Source organism: Massilia sp. ST3 (assembly GCF_018119405.1).
Lineage (GTDB): Bacteria > Pseudomonadota > Gammaproteobacteria > Burkholderiales > Burkholderiaceae_D > Telluria.
Genome location: NZ_JAGPWC010000002.1, coordinates 27226 through 44976 on the forward strand (window position 1 = coordinate 27226; position 17751 = coordinate 44976).

General features: G+C 65.9%; 19 protein-coding genes. 2 read left to right on the top strand and 17 right to left on the bottom strand.

Going from position 1 to position 17751, the window contains the following annotated elements; translation table 11 throughout:
- Positions 1–64 precede the first annotated feature (64 nt).
- The 8 genes from KBW98_RS00960 to cyoA are packed head-to-tail and all read right to left on the bottom strand — an operon-like array spanning position 65 to position 7212.
- Entirely contained in the window at positions 65–448 is a 384-nt protein-coding gene (locus KBW98_RS00960; protein ID WP_211518214.1) for a cytochrome c family protein, read from the bottom strand.
- A complete protein-coding gene (locus KBW98_RS00965; RefSeq protein ID WP_211518215.1) occupies positions 448–987 on the bottom strand; it encodes a response regulator transcription factor in 540 nt (179 codons plus the stop codon). Before KBW98_RS00965 ends, KBW98_RS00960 begins: the two co-directional genes overlap by 1 nt.
- Positions 974–2323 carry an ATP-binding protein gene (locus KBW98_RS00970; protein ID WP_211518308.1) on the bottom strand — a complete coding sequence of 450 codons (1350 nt, stop codon included), beginning with the start codon at positions 2321–2323 and terminating at the stop codon, positions 974–976. Before KBW98_RS00970 ends, KBW98_RS00965 begins: the two co-directional genes overlap by 14 nt.
- A 16-nt stretch (positions 2324–2339) precedes the next feature.
- Positions 2340–3137 (bottom strand): SURF1 family protein, encoded by a 798-nt coding sequence (locus tag KBW98_RS00975; RefSeq protein ID WP_211518216.1) that lies wholly within the window; start codon positions 3135–3137, stop codon positions 2340–2342.
- Positions 3137–3553 carry a cytochrome o ubiquinol oxidase subunit IV gene (gene cyoD / locus KBW98_RS00980; protein ID WP_211518217.1) on the bottom strand — a complete coding sequence of 139 codons (417 nt, stop codon included), beginning with the start codon at positions 3551–3553 and terminating at the stop codon, positions 3137–3139. The genes KBW98_RS00975 and cyoD overlap by 1 nt, the downstream gene beginning before the upstream one ends.
- The gene (gene cyoC, locus KBW98_RS00985) at positions 3550–4185 is read right to left on the bottom strand and encodes a cytochrome o ubiquinol oxidase subunit III (RefSeq protein WP_211518218.1); all 636 of its coding nucleotides are present in this window, start codon (positions 4183–4185) and stop codon (positions 3550–3552) included. Before cyoC ends, cyoD begins: the two co-directional genes overlap by 4 nt.
- Positions 4178–6181, bottom strand: coding sequence for a cytochrome o ubiquinol oxidase subunit I (gene cyoB, locus KBW98_RS00990; RefSeq protein ID WP_211518219.1), 2004 nt, complete (start codon positions 6179–6181; stop codon positions 4178–4180). The genes cyoC and cyoB overlap by 8 nt, the downstream gene beginning before the upstream one ends.
- A 2-nt stretch (positions 6182–6183) precedes the next feature.
- Positions 6184–7212: a ubiquinol oxidase subunit II gene (cyoA, locus tag KBW98_RS00995; protein WP_211518220.1), complete on the bottom strand. Its 1029-nt coding sequence runs from the start codon at positions 7210–7212 to the stop codon at positions 6184–6186.
- A 157-nt stretch (positions 7213–7369) separates the two neighbouring features.
- Between cyoA and KBW98_RS01000 the strand changes: the two genes are divergently transcribed.
- Positions 7370–8713, top strand: a complete 1344-nt coding sequence (locus KBW98_RS01000) for an MFS transporter (RefSeq protein WP_211518221.1) — start codon at positions 7370–7372, stop codon at positions 8711–8713.
- A gap of 83 nt (positions 8714–8796) precedes the next feature.
- On the opposite strand, the gene KBW98_RS01005 is transcribed toward KBW98_RS01000, so the two are convergent.
- The 5 genes from KBW98_RS01005 to KBW98_RS01025 all read right to left on the bottom strand — a co-directional run bounded on the left by KBW98_RS01005 (position 8797) and on the right by KBW98_RS01025 (position 13122).
- On the bottom strand, positions 8797–9414 hold the full coding sequence (locus tag KBW98_RS01005; protein ID WP_211518222.1) for a hypothetical protein: 618 nt from the start codon (positions 9412–9414) through the stop codon (positions 8797–8799).
- A 239-nt stretch (positions 9415–9653) separates the two neighbouring features.
- Complete coding sequence (locus KBW98_RS01010; RefSeq protein WP_211518223.1) at positions 9654–10355, bottom strand: SDR family oxidoreductase; 702 nt, start codon at positions 10353–10355, stop codon at positions 9654–9656.
- 119 nt (positions 10356–10474) lie between these two features.
- On the bottom strand, positions 10475–11053 hold the full coding sequence (locus tag KBW98_RS01015) for a TetR/AcrR family transcriptional regulator (protein WP_211518224.1): 579 nt from the start codon (positions 11051–11053) through the stop codon (positions 10475–10477).
- 93 nt (positions 11054–11146) lie between these two features.
- Entirely contained in the window at positions 11147–12055 is a 909-nt protein-coding gene (locus KBW98_RS01020; RefSeq protein WP_211518225.1) for a ZIP family metal transporter, read from the bottom strand.
- 59 nt (positions 12056–12114) lie between these two features.
- Entirely contained in the window at positions 12115–13122 is a 1008-nt protein-coding gene (locus KBW98_RS01025) for a manganese catalase family protein (RefSeq protein ID WP_211518226.1), read from the bottom strand.
- A gap of 347 nt (positions 13123–13469) precedes the next feature.
- Here KBW98_RS01025 and KBW98_RS01030 point away from each other — a divergent pair, with 347 nt between their 5' ends.
- Positions 13470–14066 (top strand): hemerythrin domain-containing protein, encoded by a 597-nt coding sequence (locus KBW98_RS01030; protein WP_211518227.1) that lies wholly within the window; start codon positions 13470–13472, stop codon positions 14064–14066.
- On the opposite strand, the gene KBW98_RS01035 is transcribed toward KBW98_RS01030, so the two are convergent.
- From KBW98_RS01035 to hppD, 4 genes are all read right to left on the bottom strand, one after another.
- Positions 14063–15115, bottom strand: coding sequence for a patatin-like phospholipase family protein (locus KBW98_RS01035; protein ID WP_211518228.1), 1053 nt, complete (start codon positions 15113–15115; stop codon positions 14063–14065). The two genes, KBW98_RS01030 and KBW98_RS01035, sit on opposite strands and share 4 nt — an antisense overlap.
- A gap of 82 nt (positions 15116–15197) precedes the next feature.
- A complete protein-coding gene (locus KBW98_RS01040) occupies positions 15198–15935 on the bottom strand; it encodes an LrgB family protein (protein WP_211518229.1) in 738 nt (245 codons plus the stop codon).
- Positions 15928–16296, bottom strand: coding sequence for a CidA/LrgA family protein (locus KBW98_RS01045; RefSeq protein WP_211518230.1), 369 nt, complete (start codon positions 16294–16296; stop codon positions 15928–15930). The genes KBW98_RS01040 and KBW98_RS01045 overlap by 8 nt, the downstream gene beginning before the upstream one ends.
- Before the next feature lie 324 nt (positions 16297–16620).
- Positions 16621–17709, bottom strand: coding sequence for a 4-hydroxyphenylpyruvate dioxygenase (hppD, locus tag KBW98_RS01050; RefSeq protein WP_211518231.1), 1089 nt, complete (start codon positions 17707–17709; stop codon positions 16621–16623).
- Between the last annotated feature and the right edge of the window lie 42 nt (positions 17710–17751).

The window sequence follows — 17751 nt, forward strand, 5'->3', positions numbered from 1 at the left end:
CGTCCACCCTACCGGTTACCACATCACTTATGTTGTAGATGTGTTGAGTTTGGGCAGGCAGAACCTAGCGCGCCGGCTGGGTGCGCAGATAGGCCAGCAGGTCGGCAAGCTGCCGTTCGCTGGACAGGCCCCAGAAGCGCATCGCATTGCCCGGCACGACGGCGTCGGGGTCGCGCAGGAAGGCGGCAAGCCTGGCCTCGTCCCAGGCGAAACCCGCGCGCCGCAGCGCAGGCGAATACTGGTAATCGGGAAGGCTGCCGGCGCGGCGGCCGACGATGCCATTCAGCTCGGGGCCGAACACATTGCGCGCGCCCGGTCCCACCTGGTGGCAGTTGGCGCAGCGCGCGAACACCTTGCGCCCGGCTTCGGGGTCGGCCGGCGCCCGTTCGTCCGCGCAGCCAGCCAGCAGCGCCGCCAGCAGTGATACAGCCGGGCGGGCGAGGCGCATCACTTGACCCGCTGCTTCTCGAGCTTGCGCGCCAGCGTGCGCCGGTGCATGCCCAGGCGGCGCGCCGCTTCCGAGATGTTGAAATCGGTCTCCGCCAGCACGGCATGGATCTTTTCCCATTCCAGGGTCTTGATCGAGGTCGAGCGGTTGGTGACCTCGATGTCGGTGCTGCCCGCCACGTGGCCGAAGGCGGCCTCGATATCGTCGGCGTCCGAGGGCTTGGCCAGGTACTGGACCGCCCCCAGCTTGATCGCCTCCACGGCGGTGGCGATGCTGGCGAAACCGGTGAGCACCACGATCAGCATGTCGGGCTCGTGCTCGTGCAGCAGCTGGACGCAGGACAGGCCGGAGGTATTGCCCTTCAGCTTGAGGTCGACCACGGCATAGCCGGGCGTATGCTCCTGCAGCACGGCCGCCGCCTCCTCGTAGCCGTGCGCCACCAGCACCCGGTAGCCACGGCGCTCGAAGGAACGGCTCAGGGTGCGCGCGAAGGCTTCGTCGTCTTCGATGATGAGCAGCAGGGGCTCAGGATGGGACATCGCGGTTTTCCTCTTCGAGTTCGATCGCGGACAGGGGCAGGCTCAGGACCACCTCGGCCCCGCCTTCGTCGCGGTTGCGCGCACTGACCGTGCCGCCGAGCTTGCGCACCACGTTTACCGCCAGGAACAGACCCAGCCCGCCGCCGGGCTTGCCCTTGGTCGACTGGTAGGGCTTGCCCAGCTGGTCCAGCATGCCGGGTGCAAAACCGGGGCCGCGGTCGAGCACCGCCAGGCGCAGCACGCCGTCCTCGATCTGGGCGTCGACGCCGACCCAGTCGGGCGAGGCCTCCAATGCGTTGTCGAGCAGGTTGTCGATGGTCTGCTTGAGCGCTGAATCCGATGCCACCGGCAGGTCGTCGCCGATGCGGTTATTGTAAGTGAAGCCGCGCACCGGACGGCTTTGCCGCCATTTGTCCACCAGCCCGTCGAGGAAGGCCCGGATCGTGGTGCGCACCGCCGACTCGCCGCGCGCCTCGCCGGCCGACAGCAGGATGCCGCTGACGATGGATTTGCAGCGCTTGAGCTGGGTCTGCATCTCGGCGATCTCTTCCAGCAGTTCGGGGTTCTTCTTGAACTCCGGCATGCGCTTCCAGTCGCCGAGAATGACCGAGACGGTGGCCAGCGGGGTGCCCAGTTCGTGGGCCGCCCCCGAGGCCAGCAGGCCCATGCGCACGATGTGCTCCTCTTCCGCGGCGCGCTGGCGCAGCCCGGCCAGCTGGGCCGCCTTTTCGCGCAGGTTGTCCGAGATGCGCGAGATGAACATCACCAGCAACGCCGCATTCAGGGCGAAGCAGACCAGCAGGCCCTGCACATAGATGCTGCCGATACCGCGCGCGTGGTCGAAGGGCAGCGCGAGCGGCTCGGCGTACATCGCCAGGCCGGCCATGCACAGGATGGTGATGGCGACGATGGTCCAGGTCCAGGCCACTTCGAGCAGCACCGCCGAGATGATCACCTGCAGCAGGTAGAGGAAGGCGAAGGGGTTGGTGGTGCCGCCCGACAGGTAGAGCAGCACGGTGAGGCTGGCGACGTCGACCAGCAGGGCCATGAACATCTCGCCGTTCGACACCGGACGGTGTTCGTGCCAGCGCAGGTGGCTGGCGATGTTGAAGGCGATCAGGCAGGCCAGCACCTGCAGCATGTGCACCAGCGGCAGCTCGATCCGGAAGATCAGGATGGCCGATGCGATGGTGGTGATCTGGCCGATCACGGCGATCCAGCGCAGCTCGATCAGCTGCAGCATGTTCTTGTGGCCGGCGGCGAACTCCACGTTCGCGGCGGCCGCCGAGGGCGAGCTCCTGCCCGCCTTGGCGAAGAAGTCCAGCGGTGATTGTATCAAGCCAGTGTCCCGTTCAGTCGTCGGTGTGCCGCGCGCCGTGGCGGCCGACCCACCACCAGGCGCCAAGCACCATCAGGGCGAGAGCATACCAAGTGAGCGCGTAAACGAGGTGGTTATTTTGGAAGGAAATCACGGTGAGGCCGCCGACGGCGCGTTCCGGCGCGCCTTTCGGGTCCTGGTCCCTGGCGGCATCGACAAAGAACGGGGCGACCCGGGCGAGTCCGCGCGCGGCGCCGATGGCCGCGACATCGCGCGAGTACCAGCGGTTGCCCGCCGGGTCGTTCTCGCGCAGGAAGCCGCCGCCGGGCTCATTGATGCGCAGCAGGCCGGTGACCGTCACGGTCTCGCCCGGCGCCGCGCAGGGATCGGCCGCTGCGCGCTGCGCAGGATAGCGCCCTGCCCGGTTCCCGGCGGCGGGAATGAAGCCGCGGTTGATGAAGACGATGTGGCCCTCGGCCGTGCAGAACGGCGTGAGCAGCCAGAAACCCGCACCGAGCTCGGAGAGCGCCTGGACGGGGGTGGTGTATGCGTAGAGGTAGTGCCCGGACAGCTGGACGCGCCGGTATTCGTGGGTGTCTTTGGAGACCGCCGCCCATTGCGCCGCCGGGGGCGCCGCAACGGGAGCGGCATGCACGCGTGCGTCGACGCGTGCGATCAGGTCCAGTTTCCATTGCAGGCGGATCACCTGCCAGGTCCCCAGTCCTGCGAACAGCACGACCAGGAGCAGGGCCAGCACCGCCAGAAGCCGCCGCGCGAGCGCGGAGCGGGTCTGGGGAGCGGCCGGTGCTGCCTGATCGTGCCCGGCCTGCATTAGGGCATGTCGTGGGTGCCGTGCAGGGTGTCGCTCGCGCCACCCATCGCCGGCATCATGTTGGCGTTCATGTGGTGCATGACCCAGATCGAACCGGCCAGCACGATGACCAGCAGGACGACGGTCAGGATCAGCGCCATCAGGTTCCAGCCGCCTTCCGACTTGGCGTTCATGTGCAGGAAGTAGATCATCTGCACGACGAGCTGCACCGCGGCGAAGCCGAGGATCACGTACTTCGTGGTGTCGGGCGGCAGGACGTTGCCCATCACCAGCCAGAACGGGATCGCGGTCAGGATCAGCGACAGCACGAAGCCGATCGCGTAGTCCTTGGCGCTGTAGTGCGTCACGTAGACGTCATGGTGACCGTGGTCGTGACCATGAGCGCCATGGCCGTGGTCGTGGTGGTGGTCGCTCATGGCAGCACTCCCATCAGGTAGACAAAGGTAAACACGAAGATCCAGACCACGTCCAGGAAGTGCCAGAACAGCGACAGGCACTGCAGGCGGCGGAAGTTCTCCGCGCCCAGGCCGTGCTTGCTGATCTGGATGATCAGGGTCACCAGCCACACGGTGCCGAACAGCACGTGCAGGCCGTGGGTGCCGACCAGCGAGAAGAACGCGGTCAGGAAGCCGCTGCGCTGCGGACCCGCGCCTTCATGGATCAGGTGGTAGAACTCGTACAGCTCCAGCGACAGGAAGGCCAGGCCCAGCAGGCCGGTGACGGCCATCCAGCCGATGGTCGCGCCGGCCTTCTTGGCCTGCGCCGCGATCATCGCGAAGCCGAAGGTGATCGACGACAGCAGCAGGAAGCCGGTGTTAATGGCGATCAGCGACAGGTCGAACAGCTCGGCGCCGGTCGGACCGCCGGCGTAGTTACGGCCCAGCACCGCATAGGTGGCGAACAGGGACGCGAAGATGAGGCAGTCGCTCATCAGGTAAATCCAGAAGCCGAGCAAGGTGCCCTGCTCCGGATGGTGCTCGCGCACCATGTAGCGCGCGGTCACCTGGTCGGCGGTCAGGCCGCCGGTCATGGTTTTAGTTTCAGACATGGCTTTCCAGCAAACGGGTATGCGCTTCCTCGGTACGGGTCACTTCTTCCGCCGGGATGTAGAAATCGCGCTTGTAGTTGAAGGTGTGGATGATGATCGCGGCCAGCAGGACGGCGAAGGACACGGCGGTCAGCAGCCACATGTGCCAGATGATCGCGAAGCCGACCACGCACGACAGCGCCGAGATGCCGAAGCCGGCCCAGGTGTTCTTGGGCATGTGGATCGCGACGAAGTCCTTCAGCGGACGCTGGTAGCCATTCTTCTTCATGTCGGCGAAGGTGTCGTTGTCGTGCACCACCGGGGTGAAGGCGAAGTTGTAGTCCGGCGGCGGCGACGAGGTCGCCCACTCCAGGGTACGGCCATCCCACGGGTCGCCCGTCACGTCGCGCAGCGACTTGCGGTCTTTCCAGGTGAAGAAGATCTGCAGCAGCAGCGCGCCGATACCGCCGGCGATCATCAGGGTGCCGAACAGCGAGACCTGGAACAGCCACTGCACCGAGGTGTCCTCGAAGTGGCTCACGCGGCGGGTGTAGCCCATGAAGCCCAGGATGTACGGCGGGGTGAAGGCGACCCAGAAGCCGATCGACCACAGCCAGAACGAGACCTTGCCCCAGAACTGGTTCAGCTTGACGCCGAACATCTTCGGCGCCCAGTAGTTGAAGCCGGCGAACAGGCCGAACACGACGCCGCCGATGATCACGTTGTGGAAGTGGGCGATCAGGAACAGCGAGTTGTGCAGCACGAAGTCGGCCGCCGGGATCGCCAGCATCACGCCGGTCATGCCGCCGATGACGAAGGTCAGCATGAAGGACACGGTCCACATCATCGGCAGTTCGAAGCGGATACGGCCGCGGTACATCGTGAACAGCCAGTTGAAGATCTTCGCGCCCGTCGGGATCGAGATGATCATCGTCGTGATGCCGAAGAACGAGTTGACGCTCGCGCCGCTGCCCATGGTGAAGAAGTGGTGCAGCCAGACCAGGTAGGACAGCACCATGATGACGCAGGTCGCGTACACCATCGAGGTGTAGCCGAACAGGCGCTTGCCGCAGAAGGTCGAGACGACTTCCGAGAAGATGCCGAAGGCCGGCAGGATCAGGATGTAGACCTCGGGGTGGCCCCAGATCCAGATCAGGTTCACGTACATCATGGCGTTGCCGCCGCGATCATTGGTGAAGAAGGCGGTGTCGAACAGGCGGTCCATGCCCAGCATGGCCAGCACGGCGGTCAGGATCGGGAAGGTGATCACGATCAGGATGTTGGTGCACAGCGAGGTCCAGACGAAGACAGGCATCTTCATCAGGCCCATGCCCGGTGCGCGCATCTTGACGATGGTGACGATCAGGTTGACGCCGGACAGCAAGGTGCCGACGCCGGCGATCTGCAGCGACCAGATGTAGTAGTCGACGCCCACGCCAGGGCTCGCGAGGATGCCGGACAGCGGCGGATACGCCAGCCAGCCGGTACGCGCGAACTCGCCCACGAACAGCGAGGCCATCACCAGGACGGCGCCCATGGTGGTCATCCAGAACGAGAAGTTGTTCAGGAACGGGAAGGCCACGTCGCGCGCGCCGATCTGCAGCGGCACCACGTAGTTCATCAGGCCCGTCACCAGCGGCATCGCCACGAAGAAGATCATGATCACGCCGTGGGCGGTGAAGATCTGGTCGTAGTGGTCCGGCGGCAGGAAGCCGTGGTTGGAACCGAAGGCGAACGCCTGCTGGGCGCGCATCATCAATGCGTCGGCAAAGCCGCGCAGCAGCATCACGACCCCGAGGATCATGTACATGATGCCGATTTTCTTGTGGTCGATACTGGTGATCCAGTCGCGCCACAAGGTGCCCCACAGGCGGAAGTAGGAGATCAGGCCGAGCAGGGCCAGACCGCCCACGATGACGCCGGCGAAGGTAGCGATCAGGATCGGCTCATGGAAGGGAATCGCGTCCCAGGTGAGCCGACCGAAGATAAGCTTCGTCAAGTCGAATGAGTCTTGCATGGTTACTTCTTCACAGGATTGTTAGGGGTGCTCTGCGCCGGGGCTTCCGGGGTTTCGCACACTTCCGCGTTGGCGACCTGGGCGGCGGCGGCCTTCGGCAGCGCCTTGATCGCGGCGGCGACCTGGTTGCGCTTGTGGTCGTCGGCCATCTGCTGGTTCATGCAGACGGCGCCTTCGGCCACGCAGCGGTTCAGGACACGGTTGAACAGGGCCGGCTCGACCTGGCCGTAGTAGCGCACCGGCTCGCGGCTGGACGGCTTCTCGAGCACCAGGTAGTCGGCGCGGTTCAGGACGCCCGGATTGGTCTTCATCTTCTGGACCCAGGCGTCGAATTCGCCCGCACTCACGCCCTTGTAGGCGAATTTCATGTGCGAGAAGCCTTCGCCGCTGAAGTTGGCCGACAGGCCCTGGTAGTCGCCGGCCTTGTTCAGGACCGCGTTCAGGGTCGTCTCCATGCCCGGCATCGCGTAGATCATGCCGGCCAGGGTCGGGATGTAGAAGGTGTTCATCACGGTCGACGAGGTGATCTTGAAGCGCACCGGCACGTCGACCGGGGTCACCAGCTCATTGACCGAGGCGATGCCCTGCTCCGGATAGATGAACAGCCATTTCCAGTCGAGCGCCACGACCTGGACCTCGAGCGGCTTGGTCGACGCCGGGATCGGGCGGTGCTGGTCCAGGCGTTCGAGCGGACGGTAGGGATCCAGCTTGTGGGTCGAGACCCAGGTGATCAGGCCGAGGACGATGATGATCAGGAGCGGCGCGCCCCAGATCACGAGCTCGAGCTTGGTCGAGTGGTCCCAGTCGGGTTCGTACTTGGCGTCGGCGCCCTTGCGGTAGCGCCACGCGAACAGGACCGTCAGGATCATCACCGGCACGATGATGATCAACATCAGCAGGACCGAGATGGTGATCAGGTCGGCCTGCTGTTTTGCAATATCGCCGGTGGGGTTCATCACCACCGTGTTGCAGCCCGCGAGGGCGGCTAACAGGAGCAATGGCAGTCCGCGGCGGACAATTTTAGGAATCATGCTAGGTATCTAACGTTACATGGGAATAAGAACATGCTACTGTAATGCCAACGGCCGCCGGCGAACATTGGACGTTTTGTCCCACCCTTGTCCGGAAATGCATTTTTGACAAGGAAGACTACATTCCGGCGACCGGGTACTTAAGGAGACGAAGAACATGCAGAGCACGACGACGTACGGCGGCGCAGGTGCCGCTCCGATCACCCACCCGCACAGTGGGGCCCGTAACATCAACGCCCGGGACGGCGAAATCCACCCGGGAGAAATAGCCGTCGGCGTGGTCATCGGCCGCGCTTCGGAATATTTCGATTTCTTCGTCTACGCGATCGCCTCTGTCCTGGTTTTCCCCGCGGTATTTTTCCCGTGGGCCGACCGGCTTGAGGCGACACTCTACTCCTTTACCGTTTTTGCGTTCGCATTCCTGGCGCGCCCCCTCGGGACGGTGGTCTTCATGGAGATCCAGAAGCGGTTCAGCCGCGAAGTCAAGCTCACCATCGCGCTGTTCCTGATGGGTACCTGCACGGTCGTGATTTCCTTCCTGCCGACCTATGGGCAGATCGGCATGACCTCGATCGTGATCCTGTCGCTGATGCGGATCGGCCAGGGCGTGGCCCAGGGCGGATCCTGGGACGGCCTGCCCTCGCTGCTGGCGCTGAGCGCGCCGGAGAACAAGCGCGGCTGGTACGCCATGCTGGGCCAGCTCGCGGCCCCGCTGGGCTTCCTGATCGCCGCCGGCCTGTTCGCCTTCCTGCTGACCAACCTGTCCTCGGACGACTTCCTGGTCTGGGGCTGGCGCTACCCGTTCTTCTGCGCCTTCACCATCAACGTCGTGGCCCTGTTCGCCAGGTTGCGCCTGGTGTCGACCAGCGAGTATTCGCGCCTGCTGGACGCCCACGAGCTCGACCCGGCCCCGGTCGGCGAACTGGTCAAGAGCCAGGGCAGCAACATCGCCATCGGCGCCCTCGCCGCCCTGGCCAGCTACGCGCTGTTCCACCTGGTGACCGTGTTCCCGCTGTCCTGGATCCAGCTCTACGATACCCGTCCGATGGACGAGTTCCTGCAAATCCAGATGTGGGGCGCGGGCCTGGCGGCGCTGGCGATCCTGGCCTCCGGCTACATCGCCGACCGCGTCGGCCGCCGCACCACGCTGGGCACCCTGGCGGCGCTGATCGCCATCTTCTCGGCCTTCGTGCCGACCCTGATGGACGGCGGCGTGGCCGGCCAGAACACCTTCATCCTGGTGGGCTTCACCCTGCTCGGCCTGTCCTATGGCCAGGCGGCGGGCGCGGTGACGGCCAACTTCAAGCAGCAGTACCGCTACACCGGCGCGGCCCTGACCTCGGACCTGGCCTGGCTGGTCGGCGCGGCCTTCGCCCCGCTGGTCGCCCTCGGCCTGTCGGCGCACTTCGGCCTGGGCTATGTCAGCCTGTATCTGCTGTCGGGCGCGGTCGGCTCGCTGGCGGCGCTGAGTTTGAACCGGGCGCTGGAGATTCGCGACTGAGTCGCCGTTGAATCGTGCACAAAAAACAACGGCCCTGCGGGGCCGTTGTCATTCAGGCGTGGCGCCGACCAACGTCGCCGCCCTCATGTCCCGCCGCACTCGAAATATCCCTTCATCTGCTCGCTAGTGGGACACCATTTGGACATGTTCACCACATAGGAGCTCGGCCGGACCGAGCGCGCCTTCCAGAGCGCGTCTTCCGCTTCCGAACGGGATACGAAAACACGGACGCTACGGTAGGAACCTGCTCGCCGGAACACCTCGCCTTGGCCGATCCCCATCTGCGCCGCGGTCTTGGTGACCTCATGCGTGGCGGCGTCGAGCGTCGTGTCGCCGCCGAACACCAGGCCCCAGGTGCCGCCCGGGTCCTGCTCCGTATTCCCCGGCGCGACAACCTGCGGAAAGGATGCGGTGTTCTGGATTAACGCGGCCGCCGTCTCCTCCGACATCGGCACCCCGGAGAAGCGATTGATGACGTCGACGGCCCACTTTCTCAAGTTCTTGTTGTCCGCATCCCGGTTGCCGGCGCCTGCCTGCGGCTCCTTGCTGAGAATCGCCGTCGCGAGCTCGACGAACTTGGTCTCGCTGTCCCGCTGCTTGTTCGTCGACGCAACTTCGTTCGCCAGGTAAGCAACGGCCAGGGGAATGAAGATCGCCGCTACGACCTTGCTGCCGATTTCGAGCTTTTGCCAGCCGTCCATACACACCTCTGCGTCGATTGGCCCCAGTCGTCGATACAAGAGTACGGCCCGAGAAGAGCGCCGCCACGGTTCTGGGGGGCGATGTAGCGGGAATTCCGGCTCCACATCGATACGCGCGCCGGGGTTGCATTCCAATTTATCAGTTAAACAAGGTGAGAGGAAGCCAGTTGTTGAAACGTCCCCGCTACAAGTCCGGATCGTGGCGCCGGGATAGCCGCGTCAACGCGCGGCTACGCGGCTCAGCGCGGCACGGTATAGATGCCGGGCTCGGCCGACAGCCCGCGCTTGACCGCCTGGGTCAACTCGTCGATCGCGACTTCCGGCGCCCCCGCCTCCAGCGCCGCGAAGGCGCGCTCGACGACCACATCGGCCGTCAGCTTGGGCGCGTCGATGCCATGAGTCATGTCGGTATCGATGAAGCCGACAATTAGGCCCAGCACCTGGGTGCCCTGCCCGGCCAGTTCGTTGCGCACGGCGTTCGTCAGGCTCCATGCCGCCGCCTTGGACACGCCATAGGCCGCCAGCATCGGGCTGCTGATCCAGCTGGCCACCGACAGCACGTTCAGGAAGGCCCCGCCGCCGTTCTTGCCCAGCACCGGCGCGAAGGCCTGGCTGACGTTCAAGATGCCGAAGACATTGGTTTCCAGCATGCGGCGCATTGCCTCCGAGCCGGCCGGGCCGAGCACGCCGGTGAGGTCGGCGATGCCCGCGTTGTTGATGACCAGGTCGACGTCGGCCAGCTCGCGCGCCAGGGCGGCGGCCTGGGCGGCGTCGGTCACGTCGAGCGCGACCGGCACCACGCCCTCCAGGGTGACCGAGGCCGGGTTACGCGCCGCGGCATAGACCTTGCGCGCGCCGTGGAGCAGCGCCTGGCGGGCGAATTCCTGGCCGAGACCGCGGTTGGCGCCGGTGACGAGGACGGTGGCATTGGCGAGTTTCATGGCATTCCCTTTCGTATGTGTCGCGCCCGGTAAGCCCAATGCTCCGCCGGCGCGTGAATATGATCAACATCATATATTCAGTCAAAAGACAGCCGTCCGTGGACGGCCCCCAAATCGATTCAAGCTGCGGCGTACTGCGCGATCAGGCTTTCCCGCGCCTGCCTGAGCAGTTCGCGGCCCTTGTCGTCGCGTCCCATCGTGCGCGCCACCTGCAGCGTGCCCACCAGCGCCCCGGCCAGGGCGACCGCCTGCCCCGCCGGCGCGCCCTCGGGCAGCGCTTTCGCGACATGCTCGATCAGGCGCTGGACCTTGGCGCGCGACGCCTGCAACAGTATCTCTTCCTGGCGCGCCATCTCGGAGCCGAGCGCGCCCACGATGCAGCCCTCTTCGGTCGCCATGAGGTGCTCGTCCGACAGGTAGGAGTCGATCACCGCCTGCATGGGGCTCATGCCCTGCGCGGTGCGCGCGGCGATGCGCTCGGCCGTTGCCGCCGCGCTCTGGGCCGCGGCGCGCTCCACCGCTTCCAGCAGCAGTGCGTCGCGCGATGCGAAGTGCGCATAGAAGCCGCCGTGGGTCAGGCCGGCCTGCTTCATGACATCGGCCACGCCGACGCCGGCGAAGCCCTGGCGGCGCAAGGCGCGCGCGGCGGCATCGACGATGCGTTCGTGGGTCTGTTCGCGTTTGGAAGAAGCGGCCATGCTGCACCTCGAAATATGATGAGCCTCATATTACGACCATCATATTTCAAAGTCAAGTGGATTTTCGCGATTCTTCTTGCCGAGCGAACGAATTCAGGACAGCGCCGTGTCGAGCACCATCATCAGGATGAAGCCGCCGACCAGGGCGATGCTGGCGGCGGTCGCATTGCCGCCACGATGGGATTCGGGAATCACGTCGTGCACGATCACCAGCAGCATCGCACCGCCGGCCGCCGCCAGGGCGAAGGGCAGGAGGCCGGCCGAGATGCCGATCAGGGCCACGCCGAAGGCGGCCGCGACCGGTTCGATCAGGCCAGAGACCACGCCCCCGCCCACCGACAGCAGGCGCCCGTAGCCGACCGTGCGCAGGGCCAGCGCCACCACCAGTCCTTCCGGCACGTCCTGGATCGAGATGCCGGTGGTGAGGGAATTGGCTTTTTCGATGTCGATCCCCGCGTAGGCCACGCCGATCGCCAGGCCTTCCGGCAAGTTGTGCAGGGCCACGGCCCAGATGAAAAGCCACGCGCGGCGCAGCGAGGTGCCGTCGATGTCGCTCCCCAGGATGCCCTCGGGCTGCACCGCGCGTCCCAGCAGCATGATCCCGCCGGCGCCGGCCATGATCCCGGCGCCGGCCATCAGGCTCGCTTCCCAGCTGCCCGCCCCCGCCGCCCTGGCCGCGGCCAGGGCCGGGATCACGAGGGAGAACGCGGTGGCGCCGAGCATGACGCCCGCGCCGAAACCGAGGAAGCAGTCGTAGCTTCGCTTGGAGAAATTCTGCGCCATCAACACCGGAAGGGTCCCAAGCGCGGTCGCCGCGGCCGCCGTGCCGCCGCCCAGCAAAGCGGCATGCATCTTGGGGTTGGCGTTCATGATCTGCTCGACCAGGCTGCCCAGCAGCACGAGCGCGCCGATGGCGCAGATCGTGAATCCGACCAGACGCCTCAAGGTGAGCCAGCGTGGCAAGGCCCGTGTCCCGTCTGCTTTCTCGGTTCGAAAATTCATGCAATGTCCTGTTCAGCACCCCGCGCAGCCTGGCCGCGGGGGGCTTGGCTTACTGCGTCTTACTTCTTCAGCGACTTCTTGCTGCCCATGGGATTACCCAGGCCGGTGTCGTCCAGCTTGCCGCCCTTGCTGGCGACGTTGGCTTCGCCCATGGCGTTGCCCGACGATCCACCCATCGTACCACCAGCGGCCGATTGCATGCTCATGCCAAGTTCCGCTCCGGTGCGTGGCGAGGACGCAGGGTTCGACTGGGTACGCATGGCCATCTGCTTGAGCACGTCGATGTCGCCGGCCGGCAGCGCCACCTCGGCTTCGCCCGAACCGCCGTCCACCGCCATCTGCTTTTCGCGGTCGCTGACGAAGTCCCAGTCGGCGCCCTGGTTCCAGGGGCCGCGCATCTCGCCCGGGCCCTGCGACATGTTGTAGTACACGCTCGCGAAGCGCGGATCGGCCGCCATTTTTCCCGGTGGGAAGTTCGGCTCGATGGCGTACAGGGCTTTCTCGAAGGACTTCTGGTGCGCGACCTCGCGCGTCATCAGGAAGCCCAGCGCTTCCTTCACGCCCGGATCGTCGGTCAGCGCGATCAGCCGCTCGTAGACGATCTTGGCGCGCGCCTCGGCCGCGATGTTGGAGCGCAGATCGGCGGTCGGCTCGGTGATCGAATCGATATAGGCTGCGGTCCAGGGAACGCCGGCCGAGTTCACCAGCGGGGTACCGCCGCCGTACAGCACCTGGGTGATGTGGCTGTCGTTGCCCGGTCCAGTGATGGCCTTGTACATCTCGGCTTCACTGTCGACAGCCTCGGCCAGGCGGCCCTTGCTCCCCTTGTTCAGCATGGCGACGATGTGGCCGATGACCTCGAGGTGGCTGAGCTCCTCGGTCGCGATGTCCATCAGCATGTCCTTGCGGCCTGGGTCGTCTTCCGATACCGCCTGGGTGAAGTAGCGCATCGCGGCGGCCAGCTCGCCCTGGGGTCCGCCGAACTGTTCCAGCATCAGGTTGGCCAATGCGGGATTCGGCTCGCTGACGCGGACCGTGTATTGCAAGCGTTTGTTGTGTGCAAACATGAGCGTTTTCCTCCGAAGATGGGTAACTCCGGCCACCGCGCGTCCTGCGCGCGCAGCCAGTCCGGGGCTGCCGCCGGGATCGGCAACCGAAGGGCTCCATGTTGGCAGGGCCGATACCGGTGAGTCATCAGGGACGCGCTTGTCCTGTTGTAGGACTTATGTGACAAGCTGTTATGCCGGGTTAAGAGTTTTTCCGGATGGATCGTTCAATACCTTACCAGCGGAAATTCCCATGCTGGGCGCAGGGTAATCGTGCGCGCCCCGCATGAGAAACACCCTAGCATGAAGAGGATGCTTGAATCCGCCGGCACGAACTGCTGGTCCCACCACCGACAAGGAGAACCACGATGTTTTCTCTTAAACAGTTGAGCCCGACGATTACGGACATGATCCGCTTCGACCACTCGCATACGATGGTCACCTTCCACCAGTACTCGCGCGACAAGCGCCCGACCGTCAAGAAGGCCCTGGCCGACACCATCTGCGACGCGCTCGAGATCCACGCCACGCTCGAGGAGGAAATCTTCTATCCCGCGATGCGCGCGCGCGACGCCAAGGAACCCTTCATCCACAAGGCCGAGCCGGAGCACAACGAGATGCGCCGCCTCATCGCCGAGCTGCGCCGCACCAGCGGCGCCGACCCGCGCCACGACGACCTGGTCATGGAACTGATGCGCGACGTGATCCACCACGTGGCGGACGAGGAGACCAAGCTGCTGCCCCAGGCCGAGGCCATCTTCGGCCGCCAGGCGCTGTCGGAAATGGGAGCGCGCATGACCAGCCGCCGCATGCAGCTGGTGGGTCCGAAGGCCGGCAAGCTGGCCAAGGAACACATCGTCGGCTTCTCGGGCAGCACCGCCGCCATGGTGGTGGGCCTGGCCAGCGCGCTGTTCGCCGCCAAGGCGCTGGGACCGAAGAAGACCTGGAAGTCGACCCCGGTCTAAGCCACGCTGCTTGACCCGCCGCGCCGGTCGGCAAAATAGACCGTCGCCGGATCGAGGGTCGAACGCACGCCCAGGTGCCCGGCATGTTCGCGCAGCCAGGTGTCGGCCGTCGCCACGCCCAGGTCGTGCAGCAGCCGCAGGAAACCCGGCTCCGCGTTGAACTTGGCCGAGATCTTGTATTCGGCAAGCCGGTCATTGCCGGTGATGAGGTGCAGGCGCACCGGATCGGTGGCCGCGCCCGCGCCGCGTATTTCGCCCGGCACGCCGTGCAGGTGCTGCAGCGCGCTGATCTCGCGCACGAAGCTGATGTTGAAGGCGATCTCGTTGGCACGGTTGCTGATGTCGGCCATGCTGCGCGGCAGGTTCTCGCGCGCGATCGGGTTGTTCTGCACGACTACCAGGTCGCGCGCCCCGCCCCGCCCGACCAGGGGCGCCAGGGGCGGGTTCGCCACATAGCTGCCGTCCCAGTAGGTTTCGCCCTCCACTTCGACCGCTGCGAACACGGTGGGCAGGCAAGCCGATGCCAGCAGCTTCTGCACGTCCAGTTCGCGCCGCTCGAAGATACGCCCGGTGCCGGTGCGCACGTTGGTGGCCATGATGAACAGGTCCAGCTCTTCGCACTCGCGCACCCGGCTGAAGTTCACCATCGCTTGCAGAAAATTGCGCAAGGGGTTGAGCGTCACCGGGATCTCCAGCACCGGCCCGGCCAGGGCGCCCGCCATTTCCAGCATCTGGTAGGCGGGCGAATGTTCCATCGTGAAGCCGCCCGCCAGGTGGTCGAGCGGCGTGCGCTGCAGGGGGCTGAGCATGGCGGTCTGGCCAAGAGTGCGCCAGAAGCGGTCGAGGGCGCGGCGCGCGCCTTCGCGTCCGCCGCCATGCGCATAACCGTCCGCCAGCACCACCGCGTTGATGGCGCCGGCACTGGTGCCGCTAATGGCGTCGATGTCCAGCCATTCCTCGCGCAGCAGCCGGTCGAGGACGCCCCAGCCAAAGGCGCCATAGGTGCCTCCGCCCTGCAGGCCGAGGCTGATCGTCTTGAATATCGTCACAGTCGACTCCGTCTGAAAACTGTGACGCGAGTCTACGCGGGAGCGCGATGGTGCGGCGCAGCATTGCCGGCCAGTAGCTTTGCTAGCCCATCCATCCGACCACGAGCGGCACCAGCCATGGCGCGACCAGCGCCGTCAGGGCCCCGTTCAGGCCCATGGCCAGGCCGGCAAATGCGCCCATCTCGGCGCTCAGCTGGAAGGCGCGCGCTGTGCCGACCCCGTGCGAGGCCAGCCCGAGCGCGAAGCCGCGCGCCGCATGGGACTGGATGCGCAGCGGCAGGAACACGTACTTCGCGAAGACCGCGCCGAAGACGCCGGTCCCGATCACCATGGCGGCGGTCAGGGCCGGGATCCCGCCCAGGCGTTCCGAGATCGCCATGGCGATCGGCGAGGTGGCCGACTTCGGCCCCAGGGTAAAGGCTAGCTCGGGTGTGGCGCCGAGCAGCAGCGCCACACCGACCGCCGACACGATGGCCGTCACGCAGCCCGCCACCAGGGCCGCCGCGAGCGGCAGGAAGGCCTGGCGCAGGCGCGGCAACTGGCGCACCAGCGGCACCGCCAGCGCCACGGTGGCCGGGCCGAGCAGGAAATGGACGAACTGGGCGCCCGCGAAATAGCGCTGGTAGGACATGCCGGACAGCCACAGCGCGGCGGCCAGCAGCGCGATCGCGATCGCCACCGGATTCGCCAGCGGCGAGCCCTCGCTGCGCCGGAACACCCACTGCGCCGCCAGGTAGGCGCACAAGGTCATGGTCAGGCCCAGCAGCGGCGAGCCCGAGAGGTAGACCCAGAAGGGACCCAGTGCGGGGAGCTCAAACACGCTTGTCCTCCCCCTTGTCCTGGGCGTCGCCACCACCCATGCCGCGCAGGATCAGGCCGGTGACGGCGAGCGCCAGCACGGTGCTCACCGCGAGTGAAACCAGGATCGCGACCCAGTGCCCGCTGCCGCTCGCCGCGGCGGCGACGATGCCGACGCCGGCAGGCACGAACAGCAGGGACAGGTGGGACAACAGGGTATTGGCCGCCTGTTCGACCAGGGTCTGCAGCCTGGGGAAGGCGATCAGGGCGGCCATCAGCAGCAGCATGCCGGCCACCGGGCCGGGCACCGGCAGCTTGAGGACGAAGACGATGCCTTCGCCGAGACATTGAAATACCAGCAGGACCGCGAACGCAGCCAACATACGACCTCCCGAATGCAGCGGCGGCCCGGGTGGGCCGCCGAAAGCATGCAGGATACAGGATGACAGCAGGATCACCGTAGGCTTGGCGGCTTCGCCGCCGGCGCGTTCGACGCTGGCGTGCTCCACGCGACGGCTGTCCGGGCGCTGGCTGGACGCGTCGGCGGGAGACCCGCCGACCCTACGATTCGGTGGCGTCGCTTATAGGGAGGCATAGGGCGGACGGGTTTCCCGTCCACGCGGTGATAGGTTGCAGCGAGATCATCCGGATCGTTATCGGAGCCGATACCAATCACCGCGTGGCGGCAGAGCCGCCCACCCTGCGAATTACGCCTCCGCCGGCGCCCCTTGGATCGCGCCGCGCTTGAGCTGGTCGCGCTCGATCGACTCGAACAGCGCCTTGAAGTTGCCCTCGCCGAAGCCGTCATCGCCCTTGCGCTGGATGAACTCGAAGAACACGGGACCGAGCTGGGTCTCGGAGAAGATCTGCAGCAGCAGGCGCGGCTGGCCGTTCTCGGTGCTGCCGTCCAGCAGCAGGCCGCGCGCCTTGAGCGCGTCGACGTTCTCGCCGTGGTTCGGCAGGCGCCCTTCCAGCATCTCGTAATAGGTCGCCGGCGGCGCGCTCATCAGGGGCACGCCGGCCGCGCGCAGCGCGTCGACGGTGGTGATCAGGTCGTCCGACAGCATGGCGATGTGCTGGATGCCTTCGCCGTTGAACTGCATCAGGAATTCCTCGATCTGGCCGCCGCCCGCCTTGCCTTCCTCGTTCAGCGGAATGCGGATCTTGCCGTCCGGCGCGGTCATCGCGCGCGAGGTCAGGCCGGTGTACTCGCCCTTGATGTCGAAGTAGCGGATTTCCTTGAAGTTGAACAGCTTCTCGTAGAAGCCGGCCCAGTAGCTCATGCGGCCGCGGTAGACGTTGTGGGTCAGGTGGTCGATGATCTTCAGGCCGTGGCCCGCCGGGTGGCGCTCCACGCCCGGCAGGAATTCGAAATCGATGTCATAGATCGACTTGCCGTCTTCGAAACGATCGATCAGGTACAGCGGCGCGCCGCCGATGCCCTTGATGGCCGGCAGGCGCAGTTCCATCGGGCCGGTCGGGATCTCGACCGCCTGGGCGCCCAGTTCCAGCGCGCGCTTGTAGGCCTTGTGCGAATCCTTCACGCGGAAGGCCATGCCGCAGGCCGAGGGGCCGTGCTCGGCCGCGAAGTAGGCTGCGTAGCTCTTGGGCTCGTTGTTGATGATGAAGTTGATGTCGCCCTGGCGGTACAGGGTGACGTCCTTCGAACGGTGCACCGCGACCTTGGTGAAGCCCAGCTTCTCGAACACCGGCTCCAGCACGCCGGGCGCGGGCGATGCGAACTCGACGAACTCGAAGCCCATCAGGCCCATGGGGTTCTCAAACAGGTCTGCCATTTTCTCTTCCTTGTTGACTAGGGTTGGGTCGTCTCGTGGCCG